The sequence below is a fragment of the Sporosarcina sp. FSL W7-1283 genome (genome assembly GCF_038003105.1).
Taxonomy (GTDB): domain Bacteria; phylum Bacillota; class Bacilli; order Bacillales_A; family Planococcaceae; genus Sporosarcina; species Sporosarcina newyorkensis.
Map to the genome: position 1 here is coordinate 3,778,523 of NZ_JBBOOL010000001.1, position 14,921 is coordinate 3,793,443.

Consider the following 14,921-nt stretch of genomic DNA (forward strand, 5'->3'; position numbering starts at 1 on the left):
AAAAACAAAAAGGCGCTTAAAGAACCTACCTCTTTAAGCGCCTTTGCTTTAATTTATTTACTTGTATTTGTCAATAATTTCTTTGGCAAGCGACTCCATTGTCATTTGCCGAGACATACTCGCATCGCGCATTTGTTTAAATGCTTGTTGCTCGGTTAATTGCTCAGCGTCCATTAAGATCCCTTTTGCCCGCTCTACAATTTTCCGTTTTTCGACTTCCTGTTTTGCTTGTTGGACATTCTCTTTCAGCCGCTTCGCTTTATCCGATTGATGAAGCGCAACTTCTACAGCTGGTATTAAATTGGATTCGGAAATAGGCTTTACCAAATAACCAACCACATTGTCCTGCTGTGCCTTTTCCACGAATTCCTTTTGGCTGTATGCTGTGATGATCAAGATAGGCAAATCCAGTTGCTCTCCAATAATGCGGCTTGCCTTCAAACCGTTCATCTTCGGCATCTTGATATCCATTAAAATCAAATCCGGTTTATGCAAGAAAGCCAGTTCAATGGCCCTGTCTCCGTCCCCCGCTTCTCCCACCACTTCATAGCCATGATCTTGCAGGGTCATTTTCAGGTCCATCCGAATAATCGATTCATCTTCCGCTATGACAATCCGTTTTCTCATCAAAAATTTCCACCTCCGCACCCACTGGAAAAACGATTACTGCGTGGGTTCCGATCTCCCTAGGCACATACAAAAATTCACCGTTCAAATCATTTATCACTAGGTTATGGATGATTTCTGTTCCCAATGAAGTTTGCGGTTTCTTCATTCCAACGCCGTTGTCGGAAACATGAAGTTCTACAAATTCATTGTCCACCTTAAATTCTACATCAATAACCCCGTGTTCTCTACCTATAAATGCGTGCTTTAAGGAGTTTTGTATGAGTTCATTTATGATGAGTGCGATTGAAACCGCTTTCTTGGAGGTTGTTACTATTTTATTGCCATTCGGCTCAATAATCAAGTCTACTTTTAAGTTTAATTCATTCAACACCATTGTTGAACAAATTTTCCTTGTTAAGTTTATAATATTTACATCGTCATCGTCTGCATGTTCTTTAGCAAGAATAATTTCATAAACTGAAGAAATACTATAGATCCTGTTCAGTGTTTCCTCAAAAGCGGCTCGTCCCTCTGTCGGCACGCCGTTGCGCATCTGCAATCGCAGCAAGCTTGCAACCGTTTGTAAATTATTTTTAACCCGATGATGAATTTCTTTTATGACGACCGATTTCATCATCAATTCTTTTTCTTTCGTACGGAGTTCTGTGATGTCTTGAATAATCAACAATGTCTCCTGCGAATTATTTTTCTCACGCATTTTTATCTTTTTCACAATTAAACTTTTACGTTCAATCGTCATTTCAAATACAAATACGTCATCCTTCTGCTCGTATACCTTCTTAAGGAACGGAAGCATTTCCAACAAATCTCTATTCATGATTTCATCGCTTCCACTCATTTCGGAAATAAGTTTTAAGCCGGATGGATTGGCGTACACTAGTCGATTGGAGGAATCTGTCAAGATCAACATTTCCATCAATAAATCCGAAACTACACCAAGCCCCGAATTTGTCATCTGATCTTCCGCGGATTCAGTGACAACTGAAAAGTTCGGCAACTGTTGATCAGTAAGCGGTGGTACGACTTCCTTCTCTTGGATTAGAACTCCAATCACTTGATGGCATGTATTCTTAATTGGCACAACAGTCTGATCCACTACTTTACCTTCCTGTGTCACTGCATGCCGAATAATTGATTTTTTCCCATTCCAATATGAATAAAAGACACCCGGCTCGAACGATTCGAAGACCACTTTACCTACGACGGAATTGTCGTACACCGGTGTACATCCTGGAGGAAATGCTTCTGCCACTACTATCGCCTGGTTGGCTGGTTTAAGTTTACAGTCAATGAACATATAAGCCCCCGATAAGTCTGCATATGTCTGCAAACTAAGTGCCATTTCCTGCAAGATATGAATATCTTCGTCCGTCAAGTTCGTATGCTGTTTGCACAACTGTTCTACTGTAGCTTTGACCAAAGCATCACAACCTCTTTCCAAGAAAACATTTCTCTCAAGAATATAAAATAATTATAGTGTTGTTTTTTGAATAGGTCAATTGGAGGGTTTTAGCAATCTGAAAGGTGTTAACACTTTAAGCCCAAATTCATTTCAAATGGAAATAAAGTGAAGCAATTGGATTAAAAAGATGCCAGGCTCCAAATAAATTCGGGGCCCGGCATTTTCGATTAGTTATTTACTATGGAGGGTAAATGAATGCTTAGAAAATCATTTATTTTCGCCTTATAAGCTCCCTCGTCCATCACAAATGCTTCTCCATGATTCGCGCCATCCACCAAGAATAGGACTGCGTCACTTTTTGTGACTTCATACAATTCCTTCGTCATATCGGTAGGTACAAATGTATCCGCATTGCCGTGAATATAGAGAATCGGCACATTTGCCTTTTTTACTGCATTTAATGCGTCTGCTTCCTTCAATGAATAGCCTGCTCTAGCTTTGGTCAACACGCTCATATTATCCAGCAGTGGAAATGCGGGCAAATGGAACATCCGATCCATCTGATACGCGAATAACTGGTAGACGGACTGATATGGACTATCTGCAATGATCGCTTTCACCTGTCCAGGAAGCTCCTCTTCTCCGCTAGTCATCAAGACCGTCGCTGCTCCCATTGACAAGCCGTGATACACAACCTCCGTTTCTGATCCAAGTTGCTTTACTAAATGTTTTGTCCAATCAATAATATCCAAGCGATCCGGCCAGCCAAAACCATAGTAGTCACCGCCACTTTTTCCATGGCCTCTTGCATTCGGCATGAAAATATTATACCCGAGTTCTTCGTAATAATATTGACCATATAACCCCATCTGTTTCGCATGCCCCAAGTAACCATGCGTCAAAATAACCAGCTTATTTGTTGGTAGTTTAGCCGGCAAATAATAGCCCATCAATTCTAGACCATCCCTTGACGTCAACTTCATTTCTTCATAGTCTTGCTCCTCCACCCACTGGCGCCAATCACCGTTTAGAAACACTTCCATCGTTTCAGCGGATACTTTCAAATCCGCATTCCCAGTGAGGAAATCTTTTGGACCTCTTTTGATGGCCAAGTTGTAAAAAAAGAAACTACCTGCTATTTGAAAGACAATAAAGAAGGCGACAACAAAGATCAGCATCTTCTTCCAGCCTATTTTTCTCATATTCATTTCCCTCGTTCTCTCTGTATAAGCACTTTTTCTTATTATACAATGAAAACGAAAGATTGTTTATGACGATTTAGTGAGAAAAGCCCCACCGGATGAATTGTATCCGATAGGACTCTCGCTTAAATTTCCTCATTTATTTTTTGGATTTCTGGTTATTCTCGTGTTCGGTTGCTTTATCTGCTCTTTTAAAATCCTCAGCGTAATGCACTTCTTGAGCGGCTTTAAGACCGTTGTTTTTTTCTGTTAGCGTCTCGTGTGGTGGTTTCTTTTCACTCACTAAACAGCACTCCTTTCCATTTAACTATAGTCTTCCACAGTTTTTTAAAATTAAACACAGCAAGGATTTTGGCGCCCATTGGATTTAATTTCAAAACAACGTATACTGACTGCATAAGGAGCTGATAAAATGAAATTTCATATGACAGAAAACGGTTTTGATACAGAAACAGAATTCGGTACATTACACATTTCCTCGAATGAAGAAAAAGGGTTTCGACCATACCAACTCATGGTTGCTTCCATCGGTGCATGCGGAGGTGGCGTTATGCGCAAGATTCTCGAAAAAATGCGTATGCCCGCTGATGATATCTCGATTGAAGTGAAAGAAGTCGTTCGTTCACAAGACGATGCAAGCCGCTTGGAGAAGATTCATCTTCATTTTACGATCATTGGATCAGCTATTAAGGAAGAAAAAATGCCGCGGATAATGGATCTTACAGAGAAGAACTGTTCTATGTTGCAATCGGTGATTGGTTGTATTGATGTCGTGAAGACTTACGAGATAGGTAAGTTAAAATGATTACGAAGTCTCCCACTTATCGCTTTGCGTTTGAAGTGGGAGACTTATTTTTTGTAGCTGTTAAATCTCTAAATAAATACGATTTCCAGAAGGATCATAGGTAATAAACGATCCTCTCTCTTCCGTTACAGATGCACCGATACTCTTTAACTGCGCAATAGTATAATCCCTCGTTGCCTCATCTGCCAAAACGATTGTAAACGACTCAAGACCCACACTGTTTTCAGAGGGCGTTGGGGCACCAACTCCAACCCAGGTGTTTAAGGCAATTTGATGATGATATTTGCCCGTAGAGAGGAAAAGCGCCTGATTACCATATCGATTCACCACTTCGAAACCAAGTCCCTTACTGTAAAATTCCTCAGCCTTTTTCAGTTCTGCCACGTGTAAATGAATATGTCCCATGACTGTCCCGGCAGGCAGGCCACTCCACGACTGCCGTTTTGTTACAGAAAGAAGCTCTTCAAAGTTTAATGGATCCACCGTCATTGAAACTTCGCCATTATTCCAAGTCCATTCAGAAGGGTCACGGTCTATATAAATTTCGATCCCATTTCCATCCGGATCTGATAGGTATAACGCTTCACTTACAAGGTGGTCCGATGACCCATAACGCAAACCAATTTCTGCAAAGTGATGAACGATGTCGGCTAAATCAGAACGTTTGGGCAGAAGAAGAGCAAAATGATATAGGCCTGTGGTTCTTCCTTGTTTCGGAATAACGTTTTCTGGTTGCTCAATTGATAACACACTCGTTTTTCCATCTGTTGTTAGTTTAACTGCCTTTTCAGTTTTCTCTAATATTTCAAAACCGAGAACCTCCTGATAAAAAACAAGTGAACGATTTATATTTTGCACCTTTATATTTACATGCCCTACATAAGTGTTTGGTTTACTATGAAACTTCATATTTATAACCCCCATTTTCTCTTCCTATGCTTTATTCATTTTCTTGTTTCTCTTTTAAAGTTAGTTACTTTATGTAACTAACTTTAAAAGAGAAACTTTGGTTCGTCAAGTAAGTTGATTACATTTAATTTCAACTCATCATGTTATATACTACATATAAAGGAGTGAACAAAAGTGAAGCAAGCCAATATTTGTCCCCGATTTGAAAAAGCCATCTCGCTTTTAAGTCAGCGTTGGACAGCTTTGATCATCAATCAAATGTTATCAGGACCACATCGGTTTTGCGCTCTCCAATCTTCTATTGGAATTAGCGGAAAGGTCCTGTCGGAACGCTTAAAAGACCTAGAACAGAAGGAAATTATAAAACGTAAAGTTATACCTGAAACTCCTGTTATTATCGAGTATTCTTTGACGGAAAAAGGGTATTCATTAGAGCCGGTTTTGAAAGAAATAGAAAATTGGTCTCAAGCGTGGTTGGATATAGAGCGCGCGGAAAACATAAAGTAGAGGCAAGTCCGAATTTACAATAAAAAAACGGGGCTGGAACGGAGGGCGACTCCAGCGGGAGGTAGCGCAAATGGTGAGACCCCACAGGAAGCGAGGAGGCTCACCTGCGCCCCGCGGAAAGCGTCCCTGCCCGCAGCGGAAAGCTCAAAGGCAGCTCTAAGTCTGCAATTCCTTTGCATTAGAAAAAAACGAACCATTTTACAAAACTTTGATTGAATGTTTTGGAATCGTTTGGAATCCTTTTGTCCCAGTCTCATTTTTTGACTTAGTCTCTTTTAAGTTCTGAGATTAAAATATACTTGAGTTCTTCAATTATAAAAACACCATCTTATCCCCACCACATCGCCGTAGCGAAAAATGAAAACATGGAAACCGGAACGGCGACGATACTGATTACGAGAAGACTAAAAAAAGCACTTCCTCCACTCACCTTTTCTTTCTTCATTACTAAATATGCTAAAACAAAACTGACTATATACAACAACATGCTCATCACAGTAAACACAGTCAAATAGTACACCGGATTAATGTCTATTGCATGCTCTGTCATGAAATAAGCCAACCCCTGACCAGACACACCTAGGATTGTCGCTATTATCATGCTGGAAATTATTGAAATCACGATCTTCATTACAATCCATCCCTATCTGTTTCCATCAAGTTTACTTAACCGGCACATAGCCCACTTTCTCCACCAATTCCTGTCCTTGCGGAGACACCATCCAATCTATGAACCTCTTTGCGTTCGGATTGTCAGTCCCTGCTGTCACAGCATAAAATTCAGATGAAATCGGATACTCGTGATTACGAATTGTTTTCTTTGTCGGTGCTACTCCGTCAATTGCCAGCAGCTTAATCTGATCGTTGCCCACCATTTCCGTTGAGTAATAGCGGAATGTATACCCAATGGCATTTTTGTAATTGCGATACATCGATACTTCTTTGATGATGCCGCCCATTCCTTCAGGTACATTTTCTTTTGGGGCTTCCATAATCGGGATGTCACCCATCAACCGCTCCAATGCAGTTTGGCTTCCGCTGTCTGGGGGTCGCTGAAATGCGCGGATCGGTTCATTTTTCCCACCGACTTCTTGCCAATTGGTGATCTTTCCTGCATAGATATCCTGGATTTGCTGCAACTGTAAACTGTCTATTGGATTTTTTTGATTGAGGAAAAATACAAAGGCTTCTCGCCCAATCGGGGTCAGCTCCAATTCCACTCCCTTTTGCTCTGCCATTTTCAGTTGTGCATCGGACGGTCCTGCCGCCAAGATCACATCTACCTTGCCTTGAATTAAATTTTGGTACGCTTCCGATGTCGTATTGACCATCACTTCACTATCATACGGACTATATTCCTTTTCAGGGTAGACCGCCTGAGTGAATGCGGCATACAGCGGATACAGCGCAGTCGCCCCATCGATTTTTGGCAACTGATCTTTCAGCTGCAATGTTGCAGGTTCATCTATATCTGCAAGCTTCGAGTTCTTTGAGAATGGCTCATAATAATAGATATCAACCTCTGCATCTACTGTTGGAATACTATCTTTGTAAGCCTGATAAATCGGCCAAACCGAAGTACCGAGCAAGACTACTCCGGCAATAGCTCCAAACTTTACTTTCCGCTCCTTCGTATTGAAAAAGTGAAAAATCATCATTACAATCCATATATATAAAATTACAACCGCCCCAATCACTAACGGGATATAATGTACTAAACCCATAAATAACAAATAGAATAGGCCAATCGCTGTGAAAAACAAAATCATAATCAGAAAAAACACAGCAAACACAATGGGTGTGAACATTCCAACTCTCTCCTTTCTACTTTTTATTCAATTCGCTCAAGCGATGTCTCGCTTCCTCTTCATCAAATGAACTATACCACCGAAAATGTTCGTCATCTAAAATACGAAAATGCTGGCTGATCAAGTTTTGCTGCAAACGAAATCGTCCATTCGTTTCAAGCTCTCGCCACCACACTTTACCGCCCATCGACTGATCAATCGGTCGATCAATCCCGTCATGTGCAATCGTTTCAAGCACTTCTAAAGGATCGCCGCCTACTGTCGCTTGCAAGACATCACTTTCACGAAATAGCGCGCATATTGCAATAACGGCAGTCCAGCTCGCAGCGGCCCTGCCCTTTTCGATCTGGATCAATGTCTTTTTGGAGAGACCAAGCACGTTCGCCATCTTCTGTTGAGAGTATTCTCTTTCCAAGCGTACAACCCGTAGCTTAAGAGATATCAAATCTGTCAATTCTTGTTGGTTCATACATTCACCTCAGGGTTACATTTTATATCTACAGGTGTAATATTACACCTATAGATAAAGTAATGCAAGAAGTTTTCAAAACTCTCTGTAAATCCATTCACTATCGCTTTTTTCTCAAAATTATGATAGGATTTAGTGAATTTGTCATTATGTACAGGAAACGAGGACTTATATGAAACAGCGTGAACAATGGACTTCTAAGATTGGATTTATTTTAGCAGCTGCAGGCAGTGCTATCGGATTAGGAGCCATCTGGAAATTCCCCTATATGGCAGGAACAAATGGAGGCAGCGTATTTGTCCTATTATTTATCATTTGTACGTTGCTGATTGGTTTGCCTATTTTATTGGCGGAGTTTGTAATTGGGAGAAGGGGACAGGCAGACGCTGTCACATCTCTGAAGAAGTTATCGACCGGACGCAACTGGGCTTGGGTTGGCTGGATGGGTCTCGCTTCATCTTTTATTATTTTGTCCTTTTACAGCGTTGTCGGAGGTTGGATTTTATCCTATTTGGCGAGAGCTTTTACTTTTAACTTGGGAGAGCTAGATTACGGTGAATTATTCGACTCTATTATTGCAAATCCAGTGGAAGTACTCCTTGCACAAGCACTGTTCATGGGACTGACCATTTGGATCGTGCAAAGTGGGATTCGTGGCGGAATTGAACGTGCCAGCCGCTGGATCATGCCTTTATTATTTCTATCTTTCATCGTCTTAGCAATTCGATCATTGACTCTCGAAGGAGCAATGGAAGGTGTTCGTTTTTTATTCGTCCCCGATTGGAGTTATTTTAACGGAACTACTTTTCTTGTCGCTTTGGGACAAGCATTCTTTTCGTTAAGTGTCGGTGTCACTGCGATGATGACGTATGCTTCCTATCTTTCAAAAGAAGAGAAGCTCGGTCAGTCTGCATTTAATGTATCAATATTGAATATCGGAATTTCCATTCTTGCAGGTCTTGTGATTTTTCCAGCGGTATTCGCGCTCGGTCACTCACCTGCGGCAGGGCCTGGGTTGATCTTCGTGATCTTGCCTGCCATTTTCAATGAAATTCCATTTGGCGCCGTATTTTTAATCATATTCTTCCTATTGATGTTGTTCGCGACGATTACTTCTTCAATTGCGATGCTTGAAATTGTCGTTTCAACCGGAATCCGTAATAAACATGACCGGAGAAGGCGTGCTTCATGGGTATTCGGCGGGCTGATCTTCTTGGTCGGTATTCCAAGCGCGTTATCCTTCGGCTTATTGTCGGACGTAAACGTGTTTGGCAATACGATATTTGATTTCGCTGACTTGCTGACGAGCCGAATTGCCATGCCGATTGGAGCATTGGCAGTTTCACTTTTTGCCGGTTTTATCCTGACGAAAGAAGATACTGCAGAGGAGCTACGTATGAACTCTGCTCTTCACTCCCTCTGGAAAGTCATCGTTCGTTACTTTGCGCCATTGGCAATCGTAGTGATTTTCTTTTCTTGGATATTCGGAATGTAAAAAGCACGCCGGAGTGAACTTCATCACTCCAGCGTGCTTTTTTAGATATGCTTCATCAGAACAGCTGCCAATTGCATAAGTCCTGTTAGATCCTCTTCAGTAAAACGATTTAATTCAGGGCTGTCGATATCCAGTACCCCAAATACTTCTCCATTTTTAATAAGCGGCACGACAATTTCCGAACGAGAAGCTGCATCACATGCGATATGTCCAGGAAAGGCATTGACGTCAGGGACGACTAGCCCTTCTTTCGACTGTGCCACCGTTCCACAAACCCCTCTGCCTAGCGGAATGCGGATGCAAGCCGGCAATCCTTGAAATGGTCCAAGCACTAATTCCTCGCCATCCATCAAATAGAATCCAACCCAATTGATGCGGTCAAAGAACTGATTAAGTAAAGCTGAGGCATTGCTTAAATTAGCGTAGACATTCGGTTCACCAGACACTAAGGCATCTAGTTGCGCTGAAAGTTGCTTATACTTTTCCTTTGAATTGTTTGAATAATCAATAGTTGTATACATTGCTTTTCCCTGCTTTCTGATTAAGGTCTTTTCTTAATCATACACAGAATAACATCTAGGGAAAAGTATTCAAACTCCACCTACATTGCAAGTCAATCCAATTTAACCCTCAAAACCTCACCCGTTACAGCATCTACCTTTACTTCATACTTATGTCCCTGTTCATTTCGAATGTCAATTTCATAAATCAGGATTCCATCATCATATTCCAACTCTGCTTTCACCACTTGCCCCGGTACTTGTCGCAATGCAATTTCATTCGCCTGTTCCATCGAAATTCTTCGATACTGTGGATGTTGCCAGTGATTTACCCAATTAGGGTTTTGCCCTTCTCGTTGTTGATTCAATACAAGATCCCTCCATTTCTTCACTCGCTATCAATCTATGCGAAGAAATGAAATAATGTGCCTAATCATCCAGTGTCGTTTAATGAGGAATTATGCAATATTTCCCCGGAAATAATTAGTTCAAATAGAATCAACAAGGGGTTTCTTCTCTTTATAGCGCATCCAGATAATCAGCGGGATTAGTAGTAACGAGATATACACTCCCAGAAAACTCAGCAGGGCAAAACTAGAGAATGCCACGATTAACCCCGATGCCAAACCTCCTGCGGTTCCAGCCAACGCAACAAATACATCAATACTACCCTGAGTCTTCGCACGCGTCAGCACATCAGTCGAGTCAATGACGATGGCTGTTCCACTAATCAATCCGAAATTCCAGCCTGCACCTAAGAGAATCAATGAAATAGACATCCAGAAAACCGATCCTCCCGCCACATAAGCAGCGAGAATACCCGATAATGCCAAAGTCAAACCTGACGCGATTACCATAGCAGGACGACCAATACGATCTACCAATACACCTGTAAAGATTGATGGCAAATACATACCGGCAATATGTAGCCCTATTACCAAGCCGATACCCGACAATTCAGCCCCATGATGCTGCATATGTACAGGTGTCATGGTCATGATAGCGACCATCACTCCATGGGATAATACAAGAACAATTGCACCTACCCATACTCCCATCCGACTCGTCGTTTGGCGGTGAATAAGTTGCCCATCCTCAATGCTCTTTCTGTCTTTTTCTGCAGCCAGCTCTATTTCACGCGCCACCAGCAGCGGATCCGGCCATAAAAAGACCAGGAAGGTGAGACCTGCTAAAATATAGGCAATACCAGCCAATAAAAAGACCCCAGTCAGTGTAGGGATCCCAATAAAATCAGCTACATGGCCCATTGGCAGTACGAGATTAGGTCCAGCGACAGCTCCTACAGTAGTAGAAACTAACGCTAGGCTGACTGCTGTAGCCCGCTGCTTTTCATTGGCTAAATCAGTGCCTGCATAACGAGCTTGCAAGTTCGAAGACGTGCCTGCTCCGTAAATAAGTAGGAACAGAAATAAGATTGTTAAACTGCCCATCATCGCAGCCATTATGACTCCGATCGCACCAATCCCACCAGTTATAAAGCCAGCTCCTAAACCAAGTCTTCGGCCATATCGTTGCGAGAGTCTTCCAACAAGGTATGCAGAAATAGCAGAACCGAATGTAGAAAGCGCAATTGGCATCCCTGCCAAGTTCTCATTGCCAGTCATCTCCTGAATCAATAGTGCGCCAACTGTAATCCCTGCCGCCAGTCCAGCTCCACTAAATATTTGAGAAATTATTACGACAATCAAAGAGCGCTTGTACAATTTCTGCTGAGCTTCCTTGGAATGTGTATAGTATGAAAAGTCTTTTTGCTTGCTTGCCATTTTCCCCCTCCACTATCTCTAGGAACGTCACCTAGTCATCTATAGCTGCTCATTTAGGTCCTTGGTTTTTAGACTTCATTCATCTTATCATATCCCCGCCAACGTATAGCGGAAAATTCTATACATTGCAAAAAGAAAAGAGCAGTCCTTATTTTCAAGGATTGCTCTTTAACTTTGAAGGAACTCACCAAGCACGCCCACTACAACTTCAAAAGGCAGTCCAAAACAAATTGTCCCTTAATTTAGCCTCTTACTTCGCCAGTTCTTTATACCTTTTCAAACATTCTTCATACGCTTCCTGCACAGTATCGACCTGAATCACATGTTCACCCGACTTCGCAAAACGTGCAACGGAATGTTCATATTGTGGATCGTAGTAATAAGTCAACAACTGTTCAACTGCTTCAGCAAATCGGCCGTTTTCTAAATCATTTTGGATTTGCATAGCAATCGGCTGATGAATTCGCTTTCGAATCAGCTCGAACGCTTCTAAAAACTTGGAAGGATTTTTATCCGGCTCATACTCCGAAAGGATTTCTTCTACACGTACAGCTGTCGGCAGCTGGATGATCCATTGCGAACTCTGTTCTTTTTTCTCATATAACTCTGGCGGCATATGTACCTGGCCGATCCGTTTACTTTCCCCTTCGATAAATACATATGGCTGATCCGCATACTCCACTAACTTCTCGGCCAATAGCATTTCAAATCGCTTTTGATTATTCGGCTTTACACCAATTTGCCCAAAAATCGAGCCACGGTGTCCTGCCATCCCTTCCAAATCAATCACCGGGTAGCCATCTTCCCTTAGTTTATGCAGAATCTTCGTCTTACCGCTTCCTGTATAGCCGTTTAACACAAGCAACTGAGGAGTAAATGGCTCCCCGAGACGTTTTATTACCCATTGTCGGTAGGTATGAATCCCACCGATTATACGATTTGCGCGTATACCCATCAATTCAAGTACCGTTACTGCCGTTTTGCTTCGCATGCCGCCACGCCAACAAAAGACAGTGATTGGTGATTCAATTTGCTGAAATGCTTTGATAAATGATGGAAGTTTCCGAGAGAAAATCATTAATCCTCGATCCATTGCCGCTTGCTTGCCAACCTGCTTATACAATGTACCTACTTCGGCACGTTCTTCATCTGTAAAAATAGGAATGTTTAAGCTGCCTGGAATAGTGGCTTCTTCAAACTCTTTTGGCGAGCGGACATCGACTAATATATGTGCTTTTGTTCTCTGTAAATCCAATGCATCTGTCAATGTAATATCCCGTACCATGTCCTTCACCATCTCCTTGAATTACTGCACGATAATTCGGCCGTCTTGCTCACCGGTCACTTCTCCAATCAAATGCGCATCCACGCCCTCTTCGCGTAATTGTTTTAGAAGGTGATCAGCTTCCTCGCCTGCAACTGAAACTAGCAAGCCGCCTGAAGTTACTGCATCACATAAAATCCATCTGTCTACTTGATCCATCGACTCTGGATAGTCGACAACGCCTTCCAAGTGAGCAAAGTTATTTTTCGTTCCGCCCGGCACAGAACCCGCTTCCGCCAATTCTCTTGTGCGGGGTAAGACAGGCACTTTTTCACTATTGATACGCAAGCATACGCTGCTGCCTTTCGCCATTTCGGACGCATGTCCAAGCAATCCAAAACCCGTCACGTCGGTAGATGCATGTACACTGTAGCCATCCATCACTTCAGCAGCTGTTTTATTGAGCGTTGTCATGACGTTCGTGACCTGGGTGATTTCTTCTTCCGTCAATAATTCATTCTTCAATGAAGTTGTCATGATGCCCACGCCAATTGGTTTCGTCAAAATTAAACGGTCCCCGGGTTTAGCCCCTGCATTCGTCCGGATCTTATCAGGATGAACCGTACCTGTCACCTGCATGCCGAATTTAGGTTCTTGATCGTCAATGGAATGTCCGCCAACCAACACGGCGCCCGCTTCCTTCAGTTTATCGCCTGCTCCCCGTAGAATCTCCGTCAATATACTGCGTTCCAATGTATGGATCGGAAATGCCACGATGTTCAATGCTGTGATCGGTTTGCCGCCCATTGCGTAGACGTCACTGATCGCATTTGCTGCCGCCACTTGTCCAAAATCATACGGATCATTGACGATTGGTGTGAAGAAGTCCAATGTTTGAACGATAGCTGTTGTGTCATTCAATTTATAAACTCCCGCATCATCACTTGTGTCAAGCCCTACAAGTAAATTGGGATCCGTTAAACCAGGAGGCAGTGTATGTAATACTTCAGCAAGGTCAGCTGGACCAATTTTACAGCCACAACCCCCTTTGGAAGATAAAGCAGTCAGTTTTACAGTAGAATTTCGCATAGTCGAAATCAACCTTTCATTTGTAGTACCTTAATTTTACCATAAACTTCAATGGTCATACTGAATTAGGACTTGTGATGCTCCCCCTCCGCCAATCATTTGAACAACCTATTCCATTCGTCAGAAAATGTTTACCCAATCAAAATTGAGGGAATAGAAAGGAAGTTTCACAAAATGGGAGGTACACAAACATTGGTAGCTCATGCACAAAAAACATCCACTATAAAATGTATAACAGAATACGATACATTGCGCCGGGTGATCCTATGCCCGCCGAAATTTATGGCGATTGAAGAAGCCATCAACGAAGTACAAAAACAGTATGAAGATGAAAATATCGATAAGCAGCGTGCAATGAAACAACACGCCCAATTTGAAGAATTACTGAAAGAGCATGATGTAGAAGTCATCACACTACCTGCTTCTTCTGAATTTCCTGAGCAAGTTTTCACGCGGGATATTGGATTTACGATTGGAGATGAAGTGTTCATCGCCGACTTGGCAGCGGATATCCGAAAAGGGGAAGAGGCGCCGCTCAAAGAATGGTTGTCAGAGGAAGATGTCCCCTATCAATCTGCAACGGAGCGGATGGAAGGCGGCGATATTATCGTTGATCGAGGCACCGTCTATGTCGGAATCAGCAGCCGTACGTCAAAAGAAGCCATTAACCAGCTTGAAAAGAAGTTGCCCGATTACAAAATTAAACGCGTACCTTTTGACGGGCGCTATTTGCATCTTGACTGTGTATTCAATATTCTCTCACCTGAGAAGGCGCTTATTTTTCCATCTGCATTCGACCGGGAAACACTCAAGGAGCTCGCCGCTTCATACCAATTGATTGAAGTATCGGCAGACGAGCAGTTTTCACTCGGCACAAATGTACTCTCAATCGGTAAAGGGCACGTCTTTAGCCTGCCACAAAATCATCAGGTCAACATGGCATTACGCGCAAATGGATTCCATGTCATAGAGGTCGATTTCTCCGAGATTATCAAATCCGGCGGCTCTTTCAGATGTTGTTCAATGCCGATCGAACGTGGGTAAAATAAAACCTGTC

General features: G+C 42.4%; 17 protein-coding genes. 4 read left to right on the plus strand and 13 right to left on the minus strand.

Features of this window, described 5'->3' with window-relative positions:
* Positions 1–57: 57 nt before the first annotated feature.
* The 4 genes from MKY93_RS19730 to MKY93_RS19745 all read right to left on the minus strand — a co-directional run bounded on the left by MKY93_RS19730 (position 58) and on the right by MKY93_RS19745 (position 3,517).
* Positions 58–627, minus strand: a complete 570-nt coding sequence (locus MKY93_RS19730; RefSeq protein ID WP_078818697.1) for an ANTAR domain-containing response regulator — start codon at positions 625–627, stop codon at positions 58–60.
* Positions 596–2,050, minus strand: coding sequence for a PAS domain-containing sensor histidine kinase (locus tag MKY93_RS19735; RefSeq protein WP_040759977.1), 1,455 nt, complete (start codon positions 2,048–2,050; stop codon positions 596–598). The genes MKY93_RS19730 and MKY93_RS19735 overlap by 32 nt, the downstream gene beginning before the upstream one ends.
* A 209-nt stretch (positions 2,051–2,259) precedes the next feature.
* Positions 2,260–3,240, minus strand: a complete 981-nt coding sequence (locus MKY93_RS19740) for an alpha/beta hydrolase (RefSeq protein WP_340760724.1) — start codon at positions 3,238–3,240, stop codon at positions 2,260–2,262.
* Between the two features lie 133 nt (positions 3,241–3,373).
* Positions 3,374–3,517, minus strand: coding sequence for a YfhE family protein (locus MKY93_RS19745; protein WP_009499217.1), 144 nt, complete (start codon positions 3,515–3,517; stop codon positions 3,374–3,376).
* A 129-nt stretch (positions 3,518–3,646) separates the two neighbouring features.
* Here MKY93_RS19745 and MKY93_RS19750 point away from each other — a divergent pair, with 129 nt between their 5' ends.
* Entirely contained in the window at positions 3,647–4,039 is a 393-nt protein-coding gene (locus MKY93_RS19750) for an OsmC family protein (protein WP_221836985.1), read from the plus strand.
* A 60-nt stretch (positions 4,040–4,099) separates the two neighbouring features.
* Here MKY93_RS19750 and MKY93_RS19755 read toward each other — a convergent pair whose 3' ends face one another.
* Positions 4,100–4,948, minus strand: a complete 849-nt coding sequence (locus MKY93_RS19755; RefSeq protein WP_340760955.1) for a VOC family protein — start codon at positions 4,946–4,948, stop codon at positions 4,100–4,102.
* 174 nt (positions 4,949–5,122) lie between these two features.
* On the opposite strand from MKY93_RS19755, the gene MKY93_RS19760 reads away from it, so the two are divergent.
* On the plus strand, positions 5,123–5,455 hold the full coding sequence (locus tag MKY93_RS19760; protein WP_078818699.1) for a winged helix-turn-helix transcriptional regulator: 333 nt from the start codon (positions 5,123–5,125) through the stop codon (positions 5,453–5,455).
* Between the two features lie 328 nt (positions 5,456–5,783).
* Here MKY93_RS19760 and MKY93_RS19765 read toward each other — a convergent pair whose 3' ends face one another.
* The 3 genes from MKY93_RS19765 to MKY93_RS19775 are packed head-to-tail and all read right to left on the minus strand — an operon-like array spanning position 5,784 to position 7,732.
* Positions 5,784–6,086: a hypothetical protein gene (locus MKY93_RS19765; protein ID WP_340760725.1), complete on the minus strand. Its 303-nt coding sequence runs from the start codon at positions 6,084–6,086 to the stop codon at positions 5,784–5,786.
* A 31-nt stretch (positions 6,087–6,117) separates the two neighbouring features.
* The gene (locus MKY93_RS19770) at positions 6,118–7,263 is read right to left on the minus strand and encodes a substrate-binding domain-containing protein (RefSeq protein WP_340760726.1); all 1,146 of its coding nucleotides are present in this window, start codon (positions 7,261–7,263) and stop codon (positions 6,118–6,120) included.
* Between the two features lie 16 nt (positions 7,264–7,279).
* Positions 7,280–7,732 carry a helix-turn-helix transcriptional regulator gene (locus tag MKY93_RS19775; protein WP_078818711.1) on the minus strand — a complete coding sequence of 151 codons (453 nt, stop codon included), beginning with the start codon at positions 7,730–7,732 and terminating at the stop codon, positions 7,280–7,282.
* 172 nt (positions 7,733–7,904) lie between these two features.
* On the opposite strand from MKY93_RS19775, the gene MKY93_RS19780 reads away from it, so the two are divergent.
* Positions 7,905–9,227, plus strand: coding sequence for a sodium-dependent transporter (locus MKY93_RS19780; RefSeq protein ID WP_009499225.1), 1,323 nt, complete (start codon positions 7,905–7,907; stop codon positions 9,225–9,227).
* 41 nt (positions 9,228–9,268) lie between these two features.
* Here the strand turns inward: MKY93_RS19780 and MKY93_RS19785 are convergent, their stop codons facing one another.
* The 5 genes from MKY93_RS19785 to selD form a co-directional block, all read right to left on the minus strand.
* Positions 9,269–9,748, minus strand: coding sequence for a GAF domain-containing protein (locus MKY93_RS19785; RefSeq protein ID WP_078818712.1), 480 nt, complete (start codon positions 9,746–9,748; stop codon positions 9,269–9,271).
* Between the two features lie 92 nt (positions 9,749–9,840).
* Positions 9,841–10,095: a PepSY domain-containing protein gene (locus MKY93_RS19790; protein ID WP_040759981.1), complete on the minus strand. Its 255-nt coding sequence runs from the start codon at positions 10,093–10,095 to the stop codon at positions 9,841–9,843.
* Between the two features lie 120 nt (positions 10,096–10,215).
* Positions 10,216–11,511, minus strand: a complete 1,296-nt coding sequence (locus MKY93_RS19795; protein WP_340760727.1) for an MFS transporter — start codon at positions 11,509–11,511, stop codon at positions 10,216–10,218.
* Between the two features lie 250 nt (positions 11,512–11,761).
* Positions 11,762–12,796: a tRNA 2-selenouridine(34) synthase MnmH gene (gene mnmH, locus MKY93_RS19800; protein WP_340760728.1), complete on the minus strand. Its 1,035-nt coding sequence runs from the start codon at positions 12,794–12,796 to the stop codon at positions 11,762–11,764.
* A 21-nt stretch (positions 12,797–12,817) separates the two neighbouring features.
* The gene (gene selD, locus MKY93_RS19805; RefSeq protein ID WP_340760729.1) at positions 12,818–13,864 is read right to left on the minus strand and encodes a selenide, water dikinase SelD; all 1,047 of its coding nucleotides are present in this window, start codon (positions 13,862–13,864) and stop codon (positions 12,818–12,820) included.
* 174 nt (positions 13,865–14,038) lie between these two features.
* Here selD and MKY93_RS19810 point away from each other — a divergent pair, with 174 nt between their 5' ends.
* Entirely contained in the window at positions 14,039–14,908 is an 870-nt protein-coding gene (locus tag MKY93_RS19810) for a dimethylarginine dimethylaminohydrolase family protein (RefSeq protein WP_009499231.1), read from the plus strand.
* Positions 14,909–14,921 lie beyond the last annotated feature (13 nt).

Coding starts and splice junctions, on each gene's coding strand:
- MKY93_RS19740 (WP_340760724.1), bottom strand. CDS start 3,240: ATGAATATGAGAAAAATAGGCTGGAAGAAGATGCTGATCTTTGTTGTC.
- MKY93_RS19810 (WP_009499231.1), top strand. CDS start 14,039: ATGGGAGGTACACAAACATTGGTAGCTCATGCACAAAAAACATCCACT.
- MKY93_RS19770 (WP_340760726.1), bottom strand. CDS start 7,263: ATGTTCACACCCATTGTGTTTGCTGTGTTTTTTCTGATTATGATTTTG.
- MKY93_RS19795 (WP_340760727.1), bottom strand. CDS start 11,511: ATGGCAAGCAAGCAAAAAGACTTTTCATACTATACACATTCCAAGGAA.
- MKY93_RS19780 (WP_009499225.1), top strand. CDS start 7,905: ATGAAACAGCGTGAACAATGGACTTCTAAGATTGGATTTATTTTAGCA.
- MKY93_RS19765 (WP_340760725.1), bottom strand. CDS start 6,086: ATGAAGATCGTGATTTCAATAATTTCCAGCATGATAATAGCGACAATC.
- mnmH (WP_340760728.1), bottom strand. CDS start 12,796: ATGGTACGGGATATTACATTGACAGATGCATTGGATTTACAGAGAACA.
- selD (WP_340760729.1), bottom strand. CDS start 13,864: ATGCGAAATTCTACTGTAAAACTGACTGCTTTATCTTCCAAAGGGGGT.
- MKY93_RS19755 (WP_340760955.1), bottom strand. CDS start 4,948: ATGAAGTTTCATAGTAAACCAAACACTTATGTAGGGCATGTAAATATA.
- MKY93_RS19775 (WP_078818711.1), bottom strand. CDS start 7,732: ATGAACCAACAAGAATTGACAGATTTGATATCTCTTAAGCTACGGGTT.
- MKY93_RS19785 (WP_078818712.1), bottom strand. CDS start 9,748: ATGTATACAACTATTGATTATTCAAACAATTCAAAGGAAAAGTATAAG.
- MKY93_RS19750 (WP_221836985.1), top strand. CDS start 3,647: ATGAAATTTCATATGACAGAAAACGGTTTTGATACAGAAACAGAATTC.
- MKY93_RS19730 (WP_078818697.1), bottom strand. CDS start 627: ATGAGAAAACGGATTGTCATAGCGGAAGATGAATCGATTATTCGGATG.